Raw genomic sequence first — 20,099 nt, 5'->3', positions numbered from 1 at the left:
CAACATCGGTTAGCCGCCGAGGGACGGTCGGGGCATGGTGAATCGCCCCGGTGCGACACGCAAAGCACTGGACACGGTCTGACGTCCCGTCGCCGCCGCGCCGCCCATCATGGCCGCCATCGGCCCCATTCCCATGGCCGGGGCAGCCCCGGACATGTCCGTCGAACCATCCGGCACGGCCATTTCAACCGCGACCTCGTCTTCAGACAGCCACACCGGGTCTTTAGACACCGATGCCACCGGCGTGGCATCGGCCCACGCCGGCGGCACCGACAACTGTCCCACCGGCGCGACGTCGCTGCCCATGTGGGCCAGCACCGTTCGGCCACCTGAGGATCCAGAATCCACCGCCGGCTTCTCGTCGCTCACCTGGACCGGCTTCTCATCGTTCGCCGCGCCCGCGCCGGTTTCGGCATGGGCGACGAGATAAGCATTTCCGGCCAGCGCGAAGGAGCCCACCGACGAGATCGTCCGGGCAGTCTGCAAAGCAAAAGAGGTCGGTCCCAGCACGATGTTGAGGGCAGCGATCAGATCCAGCGGCAGCCACGGATCCGCCTGTGCGGGCAGCGCAGCAGCCTGCCCGGTCGAGAGCCCGCCGAGTTGCTGCGGCAGCTCGGCCAGAAGCGGCGAAAGCAGACTTTGAGTGTCCGAGGCAGTGCTGGAGCCGGCGGCACCAGCGACCGCGGCCGCCTGACCAGCTCCACCAAGAGGGTTGGTGGTCTGCGGAGGCTGTTGAAACGGCGCCAGCTTGGCGGCCGTCGAGGCCGAAGCGGCATACCCAAACATCGCCAGCGCGTCTTGGGCCCACATGTCGGCATAGTCGAATTCGGTCGCCGCGATCGCGGGGGTGTTCTGACCGAAAACATTGGTTGCGGCCAGGCTCGCCAGGCGGGCGCGGTTGGCGGTCACCAGTGCCGGCGGGACAATCGCGGTACGGGCATTCTCGTAGGTGGCCGCCGCTGCACGGGCCTGACCGGCGGCACGCTCCACCTGGCCGGCCGTTGCCAACGCCCACTCGGCGTACAGTGTTGCCGCAGCGGCCATCGCCGCAGACGCCCTACCGGTCCAGCTTTCGCTCTGCAGGTTGGCGACCACCGAAAAATACCCGGTGGCAAAGGCCTGCAGTTGCGCAGCGAGCGAGTCGTACGCCGCCGCGGCTGCCAGCAGAGGGCCCGAGCCGGGCCCGGAGTAGATCTTCGTCGAGGTCACCTCGGGCGGGGCCGCTCCGAAATCCACCATCACACAAATCCCCTCTCATGGCCGTTGCCGTTGCAACGGCGAGCAGCGGCGCGGGGTCACTCCGCGCGGCGGAGGCTGGAGTGCTCAAAGCCCAACGCTGCTCTGCCGGCCCGGATAGGTGGCGGTTGCGCCATTCCTTCGCCGTCTGGTGACGACGTGCACCCAATCCAGCGAAGAAAACTCCTGGCGCCCGACTACCAGCTTCCGCGCTGAGCCGGTCCATCGCTATGCGCTCTAACCCCCAATCTCGGCAGGAGGCGACCTGTACGCACATCTGATCTCACCGACTACGGCGAGATCAATCCCGCTGCCCGAAACCGGTGTCAGGTCATAGTTGGGCGCGAATCAAACCTGCTCAGACGGTACGGGCCAGTCGCTGCGCCAGCAGTTCGGCGAAGCGTGCCGGGTCATCGAGCGCGCCGCCCTCGGCCAACAGGGCAGTCCCGTAGAGCAGCTCTGCGGTCTCGGCCAAGTCGGCGTCTTCGCCACGCTCGCTGTGGGCTTGACGCAGACCGGTGACCAGCGGATGGTCTGGATTGAGTTCGAGGATCCGCTTGCCCACCGGCACGTCTTGACCATTGGCGCGGTAGATCCGTGCCAACGCCGGGGTCATCTCAAAAGTGTCGGTAATCAAGCAGGCCGGTGACTCCGTCAACCGAGTCGACAGCCGCACCTCTTTGACGTGGTCGGTCAAGGTCTGCTCGAGCCAGCCGATCAGGTCCGCGAATTCCTTCTGCTGTTCCTGGCGCTGCGCCTCGTGCGCGGTCTTGTCTTCCTCGGAGTCCAGGTCCACCTCACCCTTGGCTGTCGACTGCAAGGGCTTGCCGTCGAACTCGGCGACGGTGTTGACCCACAGCTCGTCGACCGGGTCGGTCAGCAGGAGCACCTCGTAACCCTTGGCCTTGAACGCCTCCAGGTGCGGCGATCTGAGCAGCTGCTGGCGTGACTCACCGGTGGCGTAGAAGATCTGCTCCTGGCCGTCTTTCATGCGTTCGACGTACTGAGCCAGGGTGGTCGGCTCGGAGTCGCTGTGTGTCGAGGCGAATGAGCTGATCCCCAGCAACGCGTCCTGATTGTCGAAGTCGGACAGCAGGCCTTCCTTGACGACGCGACCGAACTCCGTCCAGAAGGTGCGGTAGTCCTCAGGCCGTTGGGACTGAAGCTCTTTGATGGTCGACAGCACCTTTTTGGTCAGCCGTCGGCGTATAGCGTTGATCTGGCGGTCCTGCTGCAAGATCTCCCGCGAGACGTTCAGTGACATGTCCGCGGCGTCCACGACACCCTTGATGAAGCGCAGGTACTCGGGCATCAGCTGGTCACAGTCGCCCATGATGAAAACCCGTTTGACGTAGAGCTGGACCCCCACCTGAGCATCGCGGCTGAACAGGTCGAACGGGGCGTGCGACGGGATGAACAGCAGCGCCTGATATTCGAAGGTACCTTCGGCCTTCATCGCGATGACTTCGAGCGGCTCATCCCAGGCGTGTGCGATGTGCTTGTAGAACTCGCTGTATTCCTCTTGCGAGACTTCTTCTTTGGGACGCGCCCACAGCGCCTGCATCGAGTTCAGCGTCTGGGTCTCGACGGTGACCGTCTCATCACCGCCCTCTTGCTCGGGCGGCGTTCGGCGTTCGACCTGCATCCGGATCGGCCAGGCGATGAAGTCCGAGTACTTCTTGACCAGGCCGCGAATGGTCCACTCCGCGGTGTAGTCGTGCAGCTCATCTTCGGCGTCTTCGGGCTTGAGGTGCAAGGTGATCGACGTGCCCTGCGGGGCACTGTCGACAGGTTCGATGGTGTAGGTGCCATCGCCACTGGACGCCCAACGAATGCCTTCGCTCTGGCCCGCCTTGTGGGTGACCATCTCGACGCGGTCGGCCACCATGAACACCGAATAGAATCCGATCCCGAACTGGCCGATCAGCTCTTCGGACGCTTCGGCGTTCTGGGCCTCACGCAGTTGCTGACGCAGCTCGGCGGTGCCGGAGCGCGCCAGGGTGCCGATCAGGTCCACCACCTCATCGCGCGACATGCCGATGCCGTTGTCGCGAACGGTCAACGTGCGGGCCGACGTGTCGACCTCGATCTCGATGTGCAGATCGGAGGTGTCTACCTCGAGGTCCTTGTTACGGAAAGCCTCAAGCCGCAGCTTGTCCAGTGCATCGGAGGCGTTGGAGATCAGCTCCCGCAGGAACGCGTCCTTGTTTGAGTAGACCGAATGAATCATCAAATCCAGCAGCTGACGGGCCTCAGCCTGAAACTCCAGCTGCTCCACATTCGCGCTCATTGAGATCTTCCCTCCTCGACGATTGACACCGGCTCGCCCAACCGGTTCAGTGACCATCATGATGGACGCTGCCGCGTCGGATTCAGCCACCGCCGCAAGTGAGGTCGTCCTGGCCATGTGGCAGGCCCTGGCGCGACACGACTGGGACGCACTGAAGACCTTCTTGGCGGCGGACTGCCTCTACGTCGACATGCCGATGCCGGCGGTGGGGGCACGCGGTCCCGAGGACATCGTCACGCGGCTCAGGTTATTGTTCGACCGGTTGGCCGGCTACCAGCACCACGGTGGCCAGCTGGTGTCCAACGGCGCAGATGTCATGTACGAACACTCCGAAACCTGGATCTTCCCCACCGGCGAACAGGGCACCCTCAAGTTCGCCACGGTGCACCGCGTGATCGACGGAAAGATCGCGACGTGGAAAGACTACTGGGACTACTCCAGCCTGCTGGCTTTCATCCCGCCGAACTATTTCGACAGCTTCGGCACCGAGGACATGTCGTGGGTATTCGACGCCACCGAATTGGTGTGACGCCCCAACATCGAGGCCTTTACCGGATCTTTACCGCGCGTTGAATCGACCCACAAACGATCACCACGTGACTACCATTCAAGCCGTGGAGCTGGGGGTTTTGGGACCTCTTCAGGACCAGGTTCGACGAGCTCAGCGGCCTACCACGTCATTGCGCCTGACTCACCGACGACATGTGGAAGTCCGGAATGCGCAGTGACGGCATCACCGCCCGGGTAGCCCAATCACCCCACTCCCGCGGCAGGGTCGGTTCGGCAATGCCGGCCTGGGTGGCGCGGCGCAGCAGGTCCAGTGGGCTCTCGTTGAACCGGAAATTGTTCACCGCCGCGGTCACTTTGCCGTCTTCGACCAGGTAGACGCCATCGCGAGTCAAACCGGTCAATAGCAGCGAGGTGGGGTCGACTTCACGGATGTACCACAGTGTGGTCAGCAGCAGTCCACGCTCGGTCGAGGCGATCATCTCGTCCATGCTGGCCGAACCACCCGTCATCAACAGGTTGTCGGCGGCCAGCGCGACCGGGACGCCGAACTCGGCAGCGGCGGCCCGGGGGTAGGCCAGCGCGTTGATCACCCCGCCCCGGATCCAGTCCACGCAACCGATGTCGAGGCCGTTGTCGAATACCGATGCGGTCTCCGACGAGGTGCCGGTCGCCACGAACGGCGCACACTCGAGCCCGTACGCGTGCGGGTCGGAATACAGCGTCAACGGCAGCTCGGACAGCCGCTCCCCCACCCGGGTGCCGCCGCCGGGTGCCGACAACGCCGTCCGGCCCTCCTGAGCCCCGCGACCGCTCATCGTCCAGCCGAGGTAGATCATCATGTCGGCCACCGTGGACGGTGGCATCAATGTCTCGTAGCGACCCGCGGGCAGATCCACCCGCCGAGCCGCCCACCCGAGCCGGGTAGACAGCTGCTCCAGCAGTGCATCACCGGGAACGTCAACGAAATCTGGCGTGCTGATCCCCGCCCAGGCACTGGCGCCATTGCGCTTGGCGTTGATCTCCACCGTCCCGGTGGGTTGAGTGAAACGTCGCCTCAACCCCGTCGATGATGCCAAGAACGTGGTCTGCACCTCATGGCGGGCGAACCCGTAGAGCTGGTCTTCCCCAGCAAATCCGCGACTCAGTGACGTGGCCAGCCCGGCGAACACCTCCGCGCCGGTCTGCGGAACAGGCTCATCCCAATCATCCGGTATACCGTTGCCGCGCAGCAGTTCCGCGACATCACGGGCCTCCGGCGCGCCTGCCGCCGCTTCTGCAGATGCCGCGACCAGATCAGGGATCAGCGCCGGATCCACCTCCGCCGAGCGCAGGGAACCGACCCGTGCGCCGGCGTCGTCGAAGACGATCGAGACGACGGTGGTGGTCCGACTGTTGGACACCCCGTTGGTGGTCATCGAGTTACCGGCCCACCGAAGCGATGCCTCGGTCCGGTCGGTGACCAGCACGATGGTCTCGGTGTTGGCGCGCTTTGAGGCCGTCAGCGCGGTCTCGATGACCTGTTGCGGCCCTATCATTCCCGGCCCCCTTCGCTGCGCGTGTTGAGCACGTTGATCCCCCGGAACAGCGCTGACGGACAGCCGTGGCTGACCGCGGCCACCTGGCCGGGCTGAGCCTTGCCGCAGTTGAACGCCCCGCCCAACCGCCACGTCGAGGCACCACCGACCGCTTCCATGGCGTTCCAGAAATCGGTGGTGGTCGCCTGATAGGCCACGTCGCGGAGTTGGCCATCGAGCCGGCCGTCGCGAATCCGGAAGAACCGTTGTCCGGTGAACTGGAAGTTGTAGCGCTGCATGTCGATAGACCATGATCGGTCGCCCACGATGTAGATGCCGTTGGCTACCCGGGCGATCAGGTCCGCGGTGGACAGGTCGTCGGTGCCCGGCTGCAGCGACACGTTGGCCATCCGCTGAATCGGAACATGGTGCGGCGAGTCGGCATAGGAACAGCCATTGGAGCGGGACTGACCCAACCGTGGCGCGAACACCCGGTCCAGCTGGTAGCCGACGAATCGTCCGTCGCGCACCAGGTCCCAGCTCTGAGCGGCCACACCCTCGTCGTCATAGCCGATGCTGGCCAGTCCGTAGGGCACCGTGCGGTCCGCGGTCACGTTCATCACCGGCGAGCCGTAGCGCAGCGTGCCCAGCTTGTCGGGGGTGGCGAACGATGTTCCGGCGTAGGCCGCCTCATAGCCGATAGCTCGGTCGTACTCGGTTGCATGGCCGATGGATTCGTGGATGGTCAGCCACAGATTCGTCGGATCGATCACCAGATCCGTAGGCCCGGCGATCACGCCGTGGGCCTTCATCTTCTCCGCGAGCAGCACCGGAAGCTGCGCCAACTCGTCCGACCAGTCCCACACGGTGTCGTCGGCCACCGCCTCCCAGCCCCGCGCAGTCGGGGGCGCCAGAGTGCGCATCGAGTCGAAGCCGTCCGGCCCTACGGTGACCGCATCGAGGACCGGCATCAGCCGCACCCGCTGCTGGGTGATCGCCGAGCCGAACGTGTCGGCGTAGAAGGTCTGCTCCTTGACAGCGGTGAGCGAGGCCGAAACATGGTCCACCCCGTCTGCCGACAACAGCCGGCCCGAGTAGTCCTCCAACACGTCGATCTTGTCGGAGGTGGCCACCTCGAAGGGATCGATCAGATAGTCCGATACCCAGCTGGCATCGCGGTACACCGGTTCGGCGGCAAGCTCAACCCGCTCGGCATTGAGCACGGCCAGGGTCTTGGCCACCTGCACGGCGCGCCGCGCCGTGTCGGCCGCGACATCCGGCGCCAACTCGGCATGCGAGGCGAAGCCCCAGGTGCCGTCGACGACCACGCGGACCGCGAAGCCGAGCTCACGGTTGATCACGGCGGTCTCCAACTCGCCGTCGCGCAGCCGGATGATCTCCGTCGCGATGCGGTGAATACGCAGGTCGGCGTGCTCGGCACCGGCGGCTTTAGCCGCCGACAACGCGGCGTCGGCCAGCGCGTGGCGAGGCAGGGCAACAAACTCGGCGTCGATCTCCCGGTTCACTGTCACCCGTCCACGTTATCGACCGGCTTTAATACCTGCATGGCAGACTCGCCGCGCGCTCCCCGCTCCAGCGCGCTCGGCTACGCACTGCTGGCCCCCAGCCTGTTCGGGGTCGTCGCGTTCCTGCTGCTGCCGATGCTGGTGGTGGTGTGGCTGAGTCTGCACCGCTGGGATCTGCTGGGTCCGATCAGTTATGTGGGCGCCGAGAACTGGCGATCGGTGTTGACCGATCCGGTGTTCGGGAACTCTCTTGTGGTCACCGTGCTTTTCGTGGCCCTTGTGGTGCCGCTACAGACCTTGTTGGGGCTGGCTGTCGCCGTGCTGCTGGCCCGCGGGTTGCCCGGTAGCGGCGCGTTCCGCACCATCTACGTGCTGCCGTGGATCTGCGCACCGTTGGCGATTGCCGTGCTGTGGCGCTGGATTCTGAGCCCCACCGACGGCGCGGTGAGCACGGTGCTGCAACACCGCATCGAATGGCTGACCGATCCCGGGCTGGCGCTGCCGGTGACCTCGGCCGTGGTGGTGTGGACCAACGTCGGCTATGTCGCATTGTTCTTCCTGGCCGGCATCCTGGCCATCCCGACCCAGGTGTTGTCGGCGGCACGTATCGACGGAGCGAACGGGTGGCAGCGATTCTGGCGGGTCACGTTGCCGATGCTGCGGCCCACCCTGTTCTTTGTGCTGGTGACCGGGGTGGTCAGCGCGGCGCAGGTGTTCGACACCGTGTATGCGCTGACCGGCGGCGGACCGAGCGGCCGCACCGACCTGATCGCGCACCGCATCTATGACGAGGCGTTCGGCGCCGCGGCGATCGGCCGGGCCGCGGTGATGGCGCTGGTGCTGTTCGCCGTACTGGTCGGCGTGACGGTGGTACAACAGCTTTCGCTGGGTCGGCGGGTCAGCTATGACCTCACGTAACGCCGCCGTCTACGCGCTGCTGACGGTCGGCGCGCTGATCACCCTGGCGCCCTTCGGGCTCGGACTGTTGACGTCCTTCACCCCGGCACGCCAGTTCGCCACCGGCACCCCGCTGTCCTGGCCACATCCGCCGACTCTGGACAACTACGGCGATCTCGGCGGTGCCGGATTCGGGCGTGCCGCGGCGGTGACCACGTTGATGACCGCGGTGATCCTGATTGGGCAGCTCAGCTTCTCCGTGCTGGCCGCCTACGCCTTCGCGCGACTGGATTTTCCGGGCCGCGACACGTTGTTCTGGGTGTATGTGGCCACTTTGATGGTTCCGGCCACCGTGACCGTGGTGCCGCTCTACCTGATGATGGCGCAGCTGGGGCTGCGCAATACGTTCTGGGCCCTGGTGTTGCCGTTTGTCTTCGGCTCTCCGTATGCGATCTTTTTGCTGCGACAGCATTTTCGTGCTGTGCCCACCGATTTGATCAATGCCGCGCGCCTCGACGGCGCGAACGCCCTGGACGTGATCGTGCACGTGATGCTGCCCGCCAGCAGACCGATCCTGGTCACCCTGGGTTTGATCACCGTGGTCTCGCAATGGAACAACTTCATGTGGCCCTTGGTGATCACCAGCGGTGACAAGTGGCGGGTCTTGACGGTGGCGACCGCGGCGCTGCAATCTCGCTACAACGCGCAGTGGACACTGGTGATGGCGGCGACCACGGTGGCCATGGTTCCGCTGATCGTGCTGTTCATGGTGTTCCAGCGGCGGATCGTGCAATCGATCGTGGTCACGGGGATCAAGTGAGCCGGCCGCGGTTCTCCACGTTGTTCGCCGCGGCGGTGGTCGCGGTGGCCGTGCTGTTGGCCGCCGCGGCGGTGCTGCTCGACAGCACCGCCGCCCGACCGCCCCCCGGCACGACGGTGGTGACGGTACGGCTGTGGGACGAGCAGGTCGCACGGGCCTACCGGCAGTCGTTCGACGCGTTCCACCGGGAGCACCCCGACATCGAGGTCCGCGTCAACGTCGTCGCCTACGGAACCTACTTCGATACGCTGCGCACCGATGTCGCCGGCGGCGGTGCCGATGACATCTTCTGGCTCTCCGATGCCTACCTTGCCGGGTACGCCGACAACGGCCGGCTGATGAAGATCGATGACACGAGCTCGGATTGGGAACCGTCGGTGGTCACCCAGTTCACCCGCAACGGCACGCTGTGGGGGGTGCCGCAACTGACCGATGCCGGAATAGCGGTGTACTACAACGCGGATCTGCTGGCCAACGCCGGCGTGACAGCCACGCAGTTGGAACGGCTGCGTTGGGATCCGCACGGCACCGACGACACCCTGCGGCCGCTACTGGCGCGGCTCACCCGCGACAGCGCCGGACACCGTGCTGATTCCCCGGGCTTCGACGAACGCCGGATCCGACAATGGGGTTACAACGCCGCCAACGACCCGCAGGGCATCTACCTGAACTACATCGGCTCGGCCGGCGGGGTGTTTCAGCGCGGTGACGAGTTCGCCTTCGACAACCCCGCCGCGGTCGCCGCCTTCCGCTACTTGGTGCGGTTGATCAATGCCGATCACGTGGCACCGCCGGCCTCGGATACCAACACCAACGGCGATTTCTCCCGCAACCAGTTCCTGGCCGGGAGGATGGCGCTGTTGCAGTCCGGCACGTACAACTTGGCGGCCATCGCCGAGCAGGCCACCTTCCCCTGGGGGGTGGCGATGCTGCCGATCGGGCCGGCCGGGCGCGTCAGTGTCACCAATGGGATCGCGGCTGCCGGCAACGCCGCCTCGCGGCACCCGGACGCCGTCCGCTCCGTTCTGACGTGGCTCGGCAGCCGGGCGGGCAACGAGTACGTGGGGCGCCACGGGGCGGCGATACCTGCGGCGCTCAGCGCACAACAGGTCTATTTCCAGTACTGGGCGCAGCGCGGGGTCGACGTGACCCCCTTCTTCGCGGTGCTGCACGGGCCACGCATCCCGGCGCCGGGCGGCAGCGTCGGATTCCCCGCCGGAAGCCAGGCCATCAAGCCGTATTTCGACAAGATGTTCCTCGGCCGCTCGGACGTGGGCGTCACCCTGCGTCAGGCGCAGGCCGCCGCCAACATCGCCGCACGCCGGTAGGGGCGCTGCCGGGTCACCTCCGCGAGATTGCAGCCATGCAGAGAATTCGCTGAAATTACCTGCGTGAGTGCAATCTCGGGTTGAGAGTTCCCCGCCATCCACGCGACTGGAGCGCCCGATAGACCCGATCGATCACCTCGTCAGGGCGGTCCTCGGCAATCACCTTGATGTTGATCCAGCCCAGTTGCGGGAGCTTCCGCTGCCTACGCTCGCCCCGGACATATTCGCGACGATCGGTGCGGTGTTGGTCGCCGTCGTATTCCGCGGCCACACGATAGTCTTCCCAGCCCATGTCGAGCACGGCAAACAGGTGAAGGTTGATGTGCAAGGGAATCTGCGTTGTCGGGGTGGGGAATCCGGCGTCAAGGAGCAACAGCCGCAACCATGTCTCCTTGGGGGACGCCGCGCCACCGTCGACCAGGGGCAGCAACTCGCGCAACTGCCGCAAACCCCTTGCCCCCGGGTACCGATCCGCGAGCATGGCGACGCGCTCAACATCAAAGGGCGTCGCGCGCATCAGCGCATCGAGCCGGGCCAGGGCCTGCCCGCGCGGCAGGTGGCGTCCCAGATCGAATGCGGTGCGGGCCGGAGTGGTCACTGGGAGGCGGCCGACGAAAGTCAGCTCATCGTCGGAGGCCACCACCTCATTGCGCGCGACTACCCCGTTCGGCGGACGGCCGTTGCGCAGCAGCATCTCGACCATCACCCCGTCATCGACCCACCGGGCTCCGTGCAGCGCCGACGCGGCAACGCCGGCAATGATTCCGCGTCGTCCTGACCACAGCCAAGCTCCGCCAATACGGTCTCGCAGCGAAGCCACGGTCTGGTCAGCGGGAAGGTAGACGCCGGGGAATATCCGCGGGCACCGCCGCTGAAGCCGGTACCTGGAGACCACACCGGCCGCGACGGCTTCACGGCCCAGAAATGCCTTCATGGCAGGAGAGCATGCCGCTCAGGACCGACAATGCTCCGAGGTTGCAACCATGCACGCAAACCCACGCAAATGCCTGCGTGGCTTCAATCTCGCCTAGGAATCCACGATTTCACGGCTTCAGGACGTGGTGAGCACCGTGAGTTCCAGCGCCACGGCCGCACCGCACGTCAGCGCCACGATCACCAGGGTGATCAGGTCGGCCAGGCGTGGCCGCGCCGGCGACGCCGAGATCTGGCCGACGCCGCCGCGAGCGGTGATCGCATCCCCCATCTCATCCGCCCGGCGAAGGGTGACGGTGATGGCGGCGGTAATCAGGTCGATGGCCTCGCGCGCCCACAGACGCCGGCGATGCCGCCGCGAGCGCGGCCGAGCGCGGGGCCGCAAGCGCCGCGCTGCGTAGAGCACTCGGAACTCGTCGATCAGCATCGGGAATGCCCGCAGCGCCAGAGCTAGCGCCACCGCCCAGTCATCGATCGGAATACGCACCAGCCGCAGAGGCTTCCCGAGGACTGCGACCGCCGGGGCGATCTCTGCCACGTTGGTGGTCCACGACACCATCGCACCCAGTCCCAGCAGCACGAACGACAGCGCGGTGATCCGCAGGAAGTACAACAGTCCGCCGAAGCCGGCCGGGTCACCGCCCGACATGGCCGCAGTGCCGCCGCCGATCACCAGGAGCACCCACAGCCAGTGCGGCACCGTGGGCAGTGCGCCGCGGGGGATGCGGGCGATCGCGGCCGCGCTGAACACCAACAGCGCCACCGCCCCGATGGTCGCCCAGCCCGGATAGAAGGTGAGCAGCACCGAGATGCCGAAGACCACGATCAGCTTTGTCCCAGCCCACATTCGGTGCACGGCGGTGTCGCCGGGAACCGGCCGCAGCAGTACCACCGGCCGCGGTGTGCTGCGCCTCTGCCCCGTCACACGGCACCTGCCGGCGCCGGCACCAGCTCACCGTTGTGCAGATGCAGGGTCCGCGGACACAACGCATCGAGGCCGGCGAAGTCGTGCGAGATGACCACGACCGTCAGCCCTCGCTCCCGCCGCAGATCCTCGAGCAGGCGCAGCAGGCCGTCGCGGCTGGCTGCGTCAAGGCCGGCAAGCGGCTCGTCGAGGATCAACGCCCGTGGAGATCGGGCCAGCAGGCCCGCCAGCACCAGACGGCGCATCTGGCCGCCGCTGAGCTGGTCGATGCGCCGGCCGGCCAGCGCTGAATCCAGGCCGACGGCGGCCAGCGCCGCACTCACTCGAGCGTGGTCACGGGGTGAGAAGCCCGCCGCCGAGGCCACTTCGCGCCCCACATAGCTGCGCATCAGCTGGAGGCGAGCCGCCTGGAATGACAGCGCGACGGCCCCCACCTGCTGGTCGACGGGCCTGCCGCCGAGCAGACAACTGCCGGTGGTCGGAGTCGTCAGGCCCGCCATGATCCAGGCCAGGGTGGACTTGCCGGAGCCGTTACCGCCATGAATCAACAGTCCGTCGCCCTCATCGACGTGGAAGCTGATGTCACGCAATGCGGTCTTGGCCCACGGCGTACCGCTGGCGTATTCGTGACCCACGCCGGACAACTCGAGCACCGGCGGCGCACCGTCACTCCGTTCGCTGCCGGCCGATGCCGTGGGAACCTCGACGGTCTCCACCATGGCGGTGTTGTCGCGGGAACCCGACAGGTCAATGGTCCGGTCGGCCGTGCCCGCCTCGTCGTTGTAATGGGTGATGTGCACCAAGGAGGTACAGCGCTGACCGCTGCACCCGGCCAGCTTGGACAGCACCCCCAACAGCACCTCGCGGCCCTGGGGGTCGACCATGCTGGTGACCTCATCGGCGATCAGCAGTGCGGGTTCGCGGGCCAATGCCGCCGCGACGGCCAACCGCTGTAGTTCGCCGCCGGACAGGCTGCCGGTGTCGCGCTCGGCGAAACCGGCCAGACCGACCTCCCCGAGAACTCGCTCGACGTCGACGGTGGTCCCCGGAGGCAGGCCCCACACCACGTCGTCGGCGACCCGGGTGCCCAGCACCTGGCTCTCGGGATGCTGCATCACCACCGCGGTTCCGCCGGGGGCTCCCAGTCCTACGGCGCCGGGGCGCTCGACCGTTCCTGCGGTAGGGGCCCGCCCGGCCAGCAGCAGCATCAGCGTGGTCTTGCCCGAACCGTTGGCGCCGGTGATCGCGACATGCTCGCCGGCATCCACTTCGAGGCTCACCGGTCCCAGCGCGTCATGGTCGGACTGGGGATAGCGGAAACGGACCCCGTCCATCCGGACAGGAACCGGCGCCACCGGGCCGTCCTCGACTGCCAGGTCCAGTTTGTGCACGTCGGGTACCCCGCGCAGGCGGTGAAGCACCCGAGATAGTGCCCACCAGCCCAGCAGCGAAACCATCATGACGCCGATCGTCATCTGAGCCAGGATGAGCCACTGCCAATAACGCAGCAGCGTGCCGAGAAAACCGTTCAGATCCTCGGCAACCCGTTGGAACTCCGGCAGCGGGATACGTGCCATGAACGCCGACACACCGTGCACATTGGCGGTGATCGCCTCGAAGATCAGGTGCCGCAAGCGCGACAACACGTTGAGCGCCAGCACCATCACAGCGCCGAACAGGACACCGGCTACCGCAGAGGCCACGATCACGGTGGGCAGGCCACGGCGGTGACGTTTGATGACACCGGTCAACCCGCCGATGTAGGCGCTGTTCACCACGGTCATGAAGCCGCCCATGCCGGCAATCAGGAAGGCGATGGCCGCGCCGGCGACCATCGCGGCGATCAACACGCGGATCCGGTGCCGGTAGGCCAGCAATCCCATGGGCACCGTTCCGAGCAGCGCCAACCCGCCGGCGAAAGGCACGACGACCGCGATGATGGCCGTCGCTGCGCAGAGTGCAGCCATCACGGCAGCCTGCGCGATCTCGACGGGCCGCATCGACCGCGCCCGAACTCGGTTGGCGCGCTGGCCGGTGTTGGTCACCCGTCGATTCTGCCAGCCGTGTCGACCGGACCCCGCTGCGTGGACCGAGGTCGTCCACTTTCGTTCACGCTTGTGAAATACTTGCCCGATGGTAGCCCCCGCCCATGCAAGCCTCGGCGCCGATCTGCTCAGCGTTGTCTCCCGGCTCAACCGGCTCGCCACCCAGCGTGTTGCGCTTCCGATCCCGGGCGCCCAGGCCCGGCTGTTGGCCACCATCGAGGACTTGGATGTTGCCCGGATCTCCGATCTGGCGGCCGTGGACCATTGTTCCCAACCAACGATGACCACCCAGGTACGCCGACTCGAAGACGCCGGCCTGACCACCCGTGCCACCGACCCACTTGACGCACGCGCCGTCCTGATCCGCATCACCGAGAAGGGCGTCGACACCATGGCTCGGGTCCGTCAGGACCGGGCGGCGGCGCTCGATCCCGAACTGGACCGGCTGGCTCCCGAAGACCGCCGCACGCTGGCCGAGGCCGTTGACGTGCTGCACCGATTCCTGGCCGAGGCCGCCCCCACCCGACCGGTTCGCTAAAGCGGCCGGAGCAGCGCTGATCGCCGCTCGCACCGCCAGCCGAGATTCGGCTGAGATGTCTCCAGCCTGGCCGCTTTTTCGAATATGCTCGACAGCGGCATCGGCCCGAACCGATCCCAGGCCTTCTGCGGGCCCCGCGGCTCGCCGACCGGGCTGCCGGTCTTCGGGGGAAGGACATCGTGGCGGATAGATTGGCGCTGGTCACCTCGATCGCCGCCCAGCTGATGGCCACCACACCATCGACGGCTGCCGCGGTCAGCGAACGCGTGCTGCAGACGCTGGTCGAGCAACTCAACGTCGACGCCGGGTTCTTGCGCCACAACGATCACGAGATCAGGGCCTCCAAGCTGGTGGCCGAATGGCCGCCGCGCACCGACCCACCGAACCCCGATCCGCTGGCCGTGGTGTCGTTCACCACCGCCGATCCCGTTTTCACCACCTGCGCCCACGGCAAGCGGGTCGCGGTCATCCGGCCGGAGCCGGACGAATCCGGGTATGTGCGCCAGATGAACCGAGACCACCCGATCGAATCGCTGTCGGTGGCCACCGCGCCGCTGATCTCCGGGCCGGTGACCATCGGCATGTTGGGTCTGGTCAAGTTCCGCCGGCCCAAGTGGCGGCCCGAAGAACTCAACACCATCGAGGCGATCGCCTCGCTGTTCGCCCAACTGCAAGCCCGTGTCGCTGCCGAGGAACGGCTGCGCTACCTGGCCGACCACGATGACCTGACCGGCCTGCACAACCGGCGCGCCCTGGTGGCCCATCTCTCCGAGCGCCTTATCCCCGGAAAGCCCGGCCCCGTCGGCGTCTTCTATATCGACCTCGACCGACTCAAGCCGATCAACGACTACCTCGGTCACGCCGCCGGCGACTGGTTCATCCAGGACTTCGCCCGGCGGCTGCGCGCCTACGCAGGGAACCGAACCATGACCGCCCGTATCGGCGGTGACGAATTCGTCGTCATCCCGGACTGGCCCATGTCGATGGCCAGCGCTGAGACCTTCGCCGACCGACTGCAGGGCGCCCTGCGTGAGCGGGTGGAAATCCAGGGCCACACGGTCAACAGCACAGTCAGTGTGGGTGTGACGGTGGGACTGCCCGGCGAGGACACCAGCGCCGGCCTGCTGCACCGCGCCGACGAGGCGGTGCTGGCCGCGAAACGCGGCGGCGGCAACCAGACCGTCAGCTCGACCGACGACATGTCGTTGAAGAGCCTGTTCCGCAAGGACATCGAACTGCATCTGCAGGGCGAGATCGACGACGAGTCGCTGCTGCTGTACTACCAGCCCGAGGTCGACCTGTGGAGCGGCGCAATCGTCGCCGTGGAGGCGCTGGTCCGCTGGCGCCATCCCACCCGCGGACTGCTGCTGCCCGGTTCGTTCATCGGCATCGCCGAGTCGGCCAACCTGGCCGACGATCTGGGCCGATGGGTGATGCGCAGCGCGTGCGCGGAATTCAGCGGGTGGCAGGCCAACGGTGTACGAACCAACGCCACCCTGCGCATCAACGTCTCGCCGGTCCAGCTGGCCGCCCGCGGATTCGTCCAGAACGTGGTCGACACCATCAACGAGTTCGGCCTGCGCCCCAGTTCGGTGTGCCTGGAGATCACCGAACGCGCCGTGGTGCAGAACATCGAAACGACCCGCCGAACGCTGGCGGAGCTACGCGAAGCCGGGGTGCAGATCGCCATCGACGACTTCGGCACCGGCTACGCGGTGTTGTCCCACCTCAAGGATCTTCCGGTCGACATCCTGAAGATCGACACCGTCTTCGTCCGCGAACTGGGCGTCAATGCCGGCGACCTCGCGATCGTCCGAGCGATCATCGCGCTCGCCGAGGCGTTTGGCCTGCAAGTCGTCGCGGAGGGCGTGGAGACCTCAGCGGCCGCACTCACCTTGATGCGGCACGGCTGTCACCGCGCGCAGGGATTCCTGTTCTCGCGTCCGGTTCCGGGTCCCGCAGCGGAATCAATGCTGGCGTCGCGCTGGATGGCCATGCCTTTCCTGGCCGACAGCCAGGCGTTGGTTATCTGACAAGTAAGTCGCCCGGTAGAAAGCGGCACGCAACCGCACCCCCGGCTGCCCACCGGCGAGCGCTGCGGTCGGTGCGGTGCACCAACCCGGCTCGGCGTACGGCGGCAGGCGGCGATGCGGACCCCTCAAGGTGCCCCGGGCGAAGCTGTGGGAGGAACTCGCCGGCGCCAGCCACCGCACGCGCCGCAGCGCGCCCGCGCCTTGCAAACCAGTCCCTCGCATAAACCGGAATAGTACATACTTTTTGGATGATGTTCAATCCTCAGGAGACTGTGCGTCAGGTCACGCCGGTGGTGCTGGCGATACCCCTACCGAGAGGACTCTCCGACAGCGGTGAACAACGCCCGCGCCGTCCGCGGTGCCCGTCATAATCAGACCCATGGAGCGACGGCGGAACACGCAGACCCCCCTGGCCCCGATGGACACGCTGCGGCAGCTGCCCGCCCTGGTCGCATTGGAGAGGATCCCCGTCCCGGTGCTCGCGATCGCCGATGACGGCACCATCTTGTTCGCCAACAGCGGTTTTGCCACCATGCTGGGCTACACCCAGGAAGAGGTCCTGGAACGGGAGTTCCGGCAGATCTTCGGCGAGGTTCCACCGGCCGAGGAGTCAGCCCTGTCGGTCATGCACTCACTGGCGAATCTGGTTGTTTCCCTGGAGCATCGGGACGGCTCGACGGTACGCGCCCTGATGAGCAAGTCTGCACTTGAGCGTGCCGATGACCGGGTTGCGCTGGCGACGTTCCAAGATCTCACCGAGCAGCTCTGGAGCGAGGAGCGCTGACCACCTCAGCCGGCGGGCGCTGACCCGTCGTCGCTGTTGGGTCCGTTGCCCTGAAACCGCTGCGCATCCCGCGCCAGGAACTGCTGGAAATACGGCAGCGAGTCCTCAACCACGATCGCGGGCAGCAGCATCTCCCACATCCGGGTGACCCGGCCGATGCTGTCGCCTGCATAGTGCGTCAACAGCCACGTTCCGAGCATCGCCGAGGTGATCGACTCGGAGACCTGGCGAGCATCGAGTTCCTCACGCAGGTCACCCTCGGCAATCGCCCGCAGGGTCTGGGCGGTGACCGCAGCCGCCCATTCACCGCCGACCTCGCCACCTAATTCGTTGGATTCGGCCAGCGCGAAGACTAGGTGCCCCGCTGCCCGCGCCTCCTTGTCGACCGACAACACCTCGGTGACGGCGAACATGCCGTGGATCATTCCCTCCAGCGCCGGCGAGGACGGCTGGCACATGCTGCGGAAAGTCGTCAAGACCGTCGTGAAGCCGCCCTCGATGATGGCCGTCACCAAGGAGTCCATCGAATCGAAATGGTGGTAGAGCGCACCCTTGGTCACCCCGGCCCGCTCGATGATCGCGGTACGCCCGGCCGCGACATAGCCTGCCTCGCCGAACACATCGATGGCCGCATCGAGCAGCTTGCGCCGAGTCGCCTCGGACCGAACCTGACGGGCCATCAGCCGACCTCACCCTCGGGCACCACCGGGAGCGCCTGCGCCGAGGTGGTCTTGATGGCCAGCGCCGTCCGGCGCCGAACGAACTGCACGAAATAGTCGATCCGATCGGCAGGCACCACGCTGGAGAGCACCACCGACCAGATCCGCTCCAGCTCGCGCAGGAACTCTTCGGGTTCATCGAGATTGCCTGCCTGCCGCAATCCCAGGTACAGCGCAACCATCATCCGCACCACATCGTGGGGATCCCGGTCGACGACATCGCCTTCGACGATGGCCTGCTGGGCCACCACGCTCAACGCCTGAATCGCATTGTTGAGCACCGTCGCCTGCAAACCCTCGGCACGTCCGACCACCGGCAGCAGATGCAACAAGGCCCGGGCACCGTCGGTGGTGAGGTCTTCGACCGCCATCAGATAGCCCACGTCAAGCAGCGTTTCCAGACCGGAAAGCTTGCGGTCCACCAAAGACCGGATCGCAGTGCCGGACCTCGCGATTTGTTCATCGATGACGGCCAATGCGAGCGCATGCTTAGAGCGGAAATGGAAATACATCGCGCCCTTGGTCAATTCCGCTTCGGAGAGAATGTCGTCAAGGCCGACATCGTGAAACGGCCGCTGAGCGAACTGATGCGCAGCGGCACGGATGATCTGCTGGCGCGTGGCGTCGGCGCGCCGGTCGGTCGAATCAGCCAACGCGTGATCTCAGCTTCGTCGCGAACCGACAGTCGTACCCCACCCCGGTAACGCTATCAGTCTAATGCCGAAGGTGACTCGTTTCTATACCTGAAATGGCCATTCACCCCCGATCACATTCAGAAAATGCCAATTCTGCGGCGGCGGATTGCATTCGGTCTGCTCAGGCCCCTTACTCGGGACGCTCGGCAGAACCCACGACGGGCTGCTAGAGCCCCTCGGCGGGCATCGCGAAGGCGAGGAACTGGGTCACCTGCTGCGGGGAGAAGTTGTCATCGCTGACCAGTACTACCGTCTGGCGGCCATCGGGCAGACGCGGACCCAAGGTGATCCCCTCGATGTTGTCGACCCGGTCCAGGCCGGGAGCCACGGCCAAGTCGGCCAGCAAAGTCTTGGTCATCGGAGTCACGGCGGTGCCGGCCAAAGCGGGCATGCCCAGCACGTCAGTCGCGTCGGCGATCTCGGCGCGAAACAGCCGCACCGTCGGCCGTGCACTGAACGCGCGCTCGATCACCAGAAACACGCCGTCCGAGATCGCCACCAGGTCGGTAAGGCCGTTGGACTCCGCCGGCCCGGCCGCCGCTTCCAGCGGGTAGGCGTACTGGGCCGCCGGTACGGCTCCGAATGGGCCGGCGTCGAGGCGGTAGGCGGTGACACGCGTCAGCGCACCGCGGGCCCGGTCTGCCACGGCGCCGTCGTCGAATCCCGGCCCTTCCATCGCGGTGAACAGCATTCGACCGTCGGCGGTGACCGTCAGGCCCTCCAATGCGGTGTTGCGGCGCGGGCCGGTGGCCTGTTCGGACATGGTGAACTGCGGCGGCATGGTGAACCGGCCGAGATAGCTTCCGTCGAGCCCAGCGGTCCGGACCCAAGGGTCCGCCAGGACCGGCCCGTGAGGTCCGCCGGATAGCCGCTCTCCCTCCGACGACCAGTACAACCGCTGCCGGCCGGCATCGAACGCGATGCCCTCGGGATCGGGTGGCACCACCGTGGGGTTGGCCTCAAGGTTCGCCGGCTCAAACGCACGCCCACCGTCGTCTAGCAGCGGGTGGACGGCGCTGATGGCCAGGTCGCCGACACCGCGCTCGGACACCGGGAGGCGCACCGTGTAGAAACGGGCCGGCCCGTGAGCCGACCGGTCGTCGGTGATCACGTAGTAGCAGTCCCGGCCGGCGTCGTAGCTGATCCCGGACAACCCGCCCACCACGGTGCCCTCGAACGTGGCGTGGGACGCCAGGACGGCCTGCCCCAGGTATTGCAGCCCAGCCGTGGCCGCCGGCGCATCACCGGGCACGGTCATCGTGGCCGCTCCGGCCAGCAGCACAACACACAGCGCCGGCAATCGGCT

General features: G+C 66.5%; 17 protein-coding genes. 7 read left to right on the top strand and 10 right to left on the bottom strand.

What is annotated here, in order from left to right:
- Positions 1-9 precede the first annotated feature (9 nt).
- Together G6N09_RS15865 and htpG are read right to left on the bottom strand one after the other, a co-directional pair.
- Positions 10-1,239, bottom strand: a complete 1,230-nt coding sequence (locus G6N09_RS15865; protein ID WP_083022395.1) for a PPE family protein — start codon at positions 1,237-1,239, stop codon at positions 10-12.
- A 355-nt stretch (positions 1,240-1,594) separates the two neighbouring features.
- Positions 1,595-3,526 (bottom strand): molecular chaperone HtpG, encoded by a 1,932-nt coding sequence (htpG, locus tag G6N09_RS15860; protein ID WP_083022394.1) that lies wholly within the window; start codon positions 3,524-3,526, stop codon positions 1,595-1,597.
- A 58-nt stretch (positions 3,527-3,584) separates the two neighbouring features.
- Between htpG and G6N09_RS15855 the strand changes: the two genes are divergently transcribed.
- A complete protein-coding gene (locus G6N09_RS15855) occupies positions 3,585-4,055 on the top strand; it encodes a nuclear transport factor 2 family protein (RefSeq protein ID WP_407662621.1) in 471 nt (156 codons plus the stop codon).
- A 148-nt stretch (positions 4,056-4,203) separates the two neighbouring features.
- Here G6N09_RS15855 and G6N09_RS15850 read toward each other — a convergent pair whose 3' ends face one another.
- Positions 4,204-5,571 (bottom strand): metallopeptidase TldD-related protein, encoded by a 1,368-nt coding sequence (locus tag G6N09_RS15850; RefSeq protein WP_083022393.1) that lies wholly within the window; start codon positions 5,569-5,571, stop codon positions 4,204-4,206.
- Positions 5,568-7,082: a TldD/PmbA family protein gene (locus G6N09_RS15845; RefSeq protein ID WP_083022392.1), complete on the bottom strand. Its 1,515-nt coding sequence runs from the start codon at positions 7,080-7,082 to the stop codon at positions 5,568-5,570. Before G6N09_RS15845 ends, G6N09_RS15850 begins: the two co-directional genes overlap by 4 nt.
- A 33-nt stretch (positions 7,083-7,115) precedes the next feature.
- On the opposite strand from G6N09_RS15845, the gene G6N09_RS15840 reads away from it, so the two are divergent.
- From G6N09_RS15840 to G6N09_RS15830, 3 genes are read left to right on the top strand one after another with little or no spacing between them, the layout of a single operon-like run.
- The gene (locus G6N09_RS15840) at positions 7,116-7,994 is read left to right on the top strand and encodes a carbohydrate ABC transporter permease (RefSeq protein WP_083022391.1); all 879 of its coding nucleotides are present in this window, start codon (positions 7,116-7,118) and stop codon (positions 7,992-7,994) included.
- The gene (locus G6N09_RS15835; RefSeq protein WP_083022390.1) at positions 7,981-8,793 is read left to right on the top strand and encodes a carbohydrate ABC transporter permease; all 813 of its coding nucleotides are present in this window, start codon (positions 7,981-7,983) and stop codon (positions 8,791-8,793) included. Before G6N09_RS15840 ends, G6N09_RS15835 begins: the two co-directional genes overlap by 14 nt.
- A complete protein-coding gene (locus G6N09_RS15830; protein ID WP_083022389.1) occupies positions 8,790-10,121 on the top strand; it encodes an ABC transporter substrate-binding protein in 1,332 nt (443 codons plus the stop codon). The genes G6N09_RS15835 and G6N09_RS15830 overlap by 4 nt, the downstream gene beginning before the upstream one ends.
- Before the next feature lie 55 nt (positions 10,122-10,176).
- Here the strand turns inward: G6N09_RS15830 and G6N09_RS15825 are convergent, their stop codons facing one another.
- The 3 genes from G6N09_RS15825 to G6N09_RS15815 all read right to left on the bottom strand — a co-directional run bounded on the left by G6N09_RS15825 (position 10,177) and on the right by G6N09_RS15815 (position 14,024).
- Positions 10,177-11,055, bottom strand: coding sequence for a type IV toxin-antitoxin system AbiEi family antitoxin (locus G6N09_RS15825; protein WP_083022388.1), 879 nt, complete (start codon positions 11,053-11,055; stop codon positions 10,177-10,179).
- A gap of 117 nt (positions 11,056-11,172) precedes the next feature.
- Positions 11,173-11,979, bottom strand: a complete 807-nt coding sequence (locus G6N09_RS15820) for a CbiQ family ECF transporter T component (protein WP_264074346.1) — start codon at positions 11,977-11,979, stop codon at positions 11,173-11,175.
- Positions 11,976-14,024 carry an ATP-binding cassette domain-containing protein gene (locus G6N09_RS15815; RefSeq protein WP_407662620.1) on the bottom strand — a complete coding sequence of 683 codons (2,049 nt, stop codon included), beginning with the start codon at positions 14,022-14,024 and terminating at the stop codon, positions 11,976-11,978. Before G6N09_RS15815 ends, G6N09_RS15820 begins: the two co-directional genes overlap by 4 nt.
- 88 nt (positions 14,025-14,112) lie before the next feature.
- Between G6N09_RS15815 and G6N09_RS15810 the strand changes: the two genes are divergently transcribed.
- From G6N09_RS15810 to G6N09_RS15800, 3 genes are all read left to right on the top strand, one after another.
- The gene (locus G6N09_RS15810; protein ID WP_083022386.1) at positions 14,113-14,562 is read left to right on the top strand and encodes a MarR family winged helix-turn-helix transcriptional regulator; all 450 of its coding nucleotides are present in this window, start codon (positions 14,113-14,115) and stop codon (positions 14,560-14,562) included.
- Positions 14,563-14,786: 224 nt separating this feature from the next.
- On the top strand, positions 14,787-16,595 hold the full coding sequence (locus tag G6N09_RS15805; protein ID WP_083022498.1) for a putative bifunctional diguanylate cyclase/phosphodiesterase: 1,809 nt from the start codon (positions 14,787-14,789) through the stop codon (positions 16,593-16,595).
- 418 nt (positions 16,596-17,013) lie between these two features.
- Complete coding sequence (locus tag G6N09_RS15800; RefSeq protein ID WP_109558768.1) at positions 17,014-17,379, top strand: PAS domain-containing protein; 366 nt, start codon at positions 17,014-17,016, stop codon at positions 17,377-17,379.
- 5 nt (positions 17,380-17,384) lie between these two features.
- On the opposite strand, the gene G6N09_RS15795 is transcribed toward G6N09_RS15800, so the two are convergent.
- From G6N09_RS15795 to G6N09_RS15785, 3 genes are all read right to left on the bottom strand, one after another.
- Positions 17,385-18,059, bottom strand: a complete 675-nt coding sequence (locus G6N09_RS15795; protein ID WP_083022384.1) for a TetR family transcriptional regulator — start codon at positions 18,057-18,059, stop codon at positions 17,385-17,387.
- The gene (locus G6N09_RS15790) at positions 18,059-18,751 is read right to left on the bottom strand and encodes a TetR family transcriptional regulator (RefSeq protein ID WP_083022383.1); all 693 of its coding nucleotides are present in this window, start codon (positions 18,749-18,751) and stop codon (positions 18,059-18,061) included. The genes G6N09_RS15795 and G6N09_RS15790 overlap by 1 nt, the downstream gene beginning before the upstream one ends.
- A 208-nt stretch (positions 18,752-18,959) precedes the next feature.
- A complete protein-coding gene (locus G6N09_RS15785; RefSeq protein WP_275985482.1) occupies positions 18,960-20,051 on the bottom strand; it encodes an esterase-like activity of phytase family protein in 1,092 nt (363 codons plus the stop codon).
- Positions 20,052-20,099: the final 48 nt, after the last annotated feature.

The organism is Mycolicibacter minnesotensis, from assembly GCF_010731755.1.
Taxonomy (GTDB): Bacteria; Actinomycetota; Actinomycetes; order Mycobacteriales; family Mycobacteriaceae; genus Mycobacterium; species Mycobacterium minnesotense.
The sequence above is the reverse complement of the archived record's forward strand: the minus strand, read 5'-3'. Positions and strand labels throughout refer to the sequence as shown.

What these genes read in the sequence shown, in the direction of transcription:
- G6N09_RS15865 (WP_083022395.1), bottom strand. Translation starts at nt 1,239, where the DNA reads ATGGTGGATTTCGGAGCGGCCCCGCCCGAGGTGACCTCGACGAAGATC.
- htpG (WP_083022394.1), bottom strand. Translation starts at nt 3,526, where the DNA reads ATGAGCGCGAATGTGGAGCAGCTGGAGTTTCAGGCTGAGGCCCGTCAG.
- G6N09_RS15855 (WP_407662621.1), top strand. Translation starts at nt 3,585, where the DNA reads ATGATGGACGCTGCCGCGTCGGATTCAGCCACCGCCGCAAGTGAGGTC.
- G6N09_RS15850 (WP_083022393.1), bottom strand. Translation starts at nt 5,571, where the DNA reads ATGATAGGGCCGCAACAGGTCATCGAGACCGCGCTGACGGCCTCAAAG.
- G6N09_RS15840 (WP_083022391.1), top strand. Translation starts at nt 7,116, where the DNA reads ATGGCAGACTCGCCGCGCGCTCCCCGCTCCAGCGCGCTCGGCTACGCA.
- G6N09_RS15835 (WP_083022390.1), top strand. Translation starts at nt 7,981, where the DNA reads ATGACCTCACGTAACGCCGCCGTCTACGCGCTGCTGACGGTCGGCGCG.
- G6N09_RS15825 (WP_083022388.1), bottom strand. Translation starts at nt 11,055, where the DNA reads ATGAAGGCATTTCTGGGCCGTGAAGCCGTCGCGGCCGGTGTGGTCTCC.
- G6N09_RS15810 (WP_083022386.1), top strand. Translation starts at nt 14,113, where the DNA reads ATGGTAGCCCCCGCCCATGCAAGCCTCGGCGCCGATCTGCTCAGCGTT.
- G6N09_RS15805 (WP_083022498.1), top strand. Translation starts at nt 14,787, where the DNA reads ATGGCCACCACACCATCGACGGCTGCCGCGGTCAGCGAACGCGTGCTG.
- G6N09_RS15800 (WP_109558768.1), top strand. Translation starts at nt 17,014, where the DNA reads ATGGACACGCTGCGGCAGCTGCCCGCCCTGGTCGCATTGGAGAGGATC.
- G6N09_RS15795 (WP_083022384.1), bottom strand. Translation starts at nt 18,059, where the DNA reads ATGGCCCGTCAGGTTCGGTCCGAGGCGACTCGGCGCAAGCTGCTCGAT.
- G6N09_RS15785 (WP_275985482.1), bottom strand. Translation starts at nt 20,051, where the DNA reads ATGACCGTGCCCGGTGATGCGCCGGCGGCCACGGCTGGGCTGCAATAC.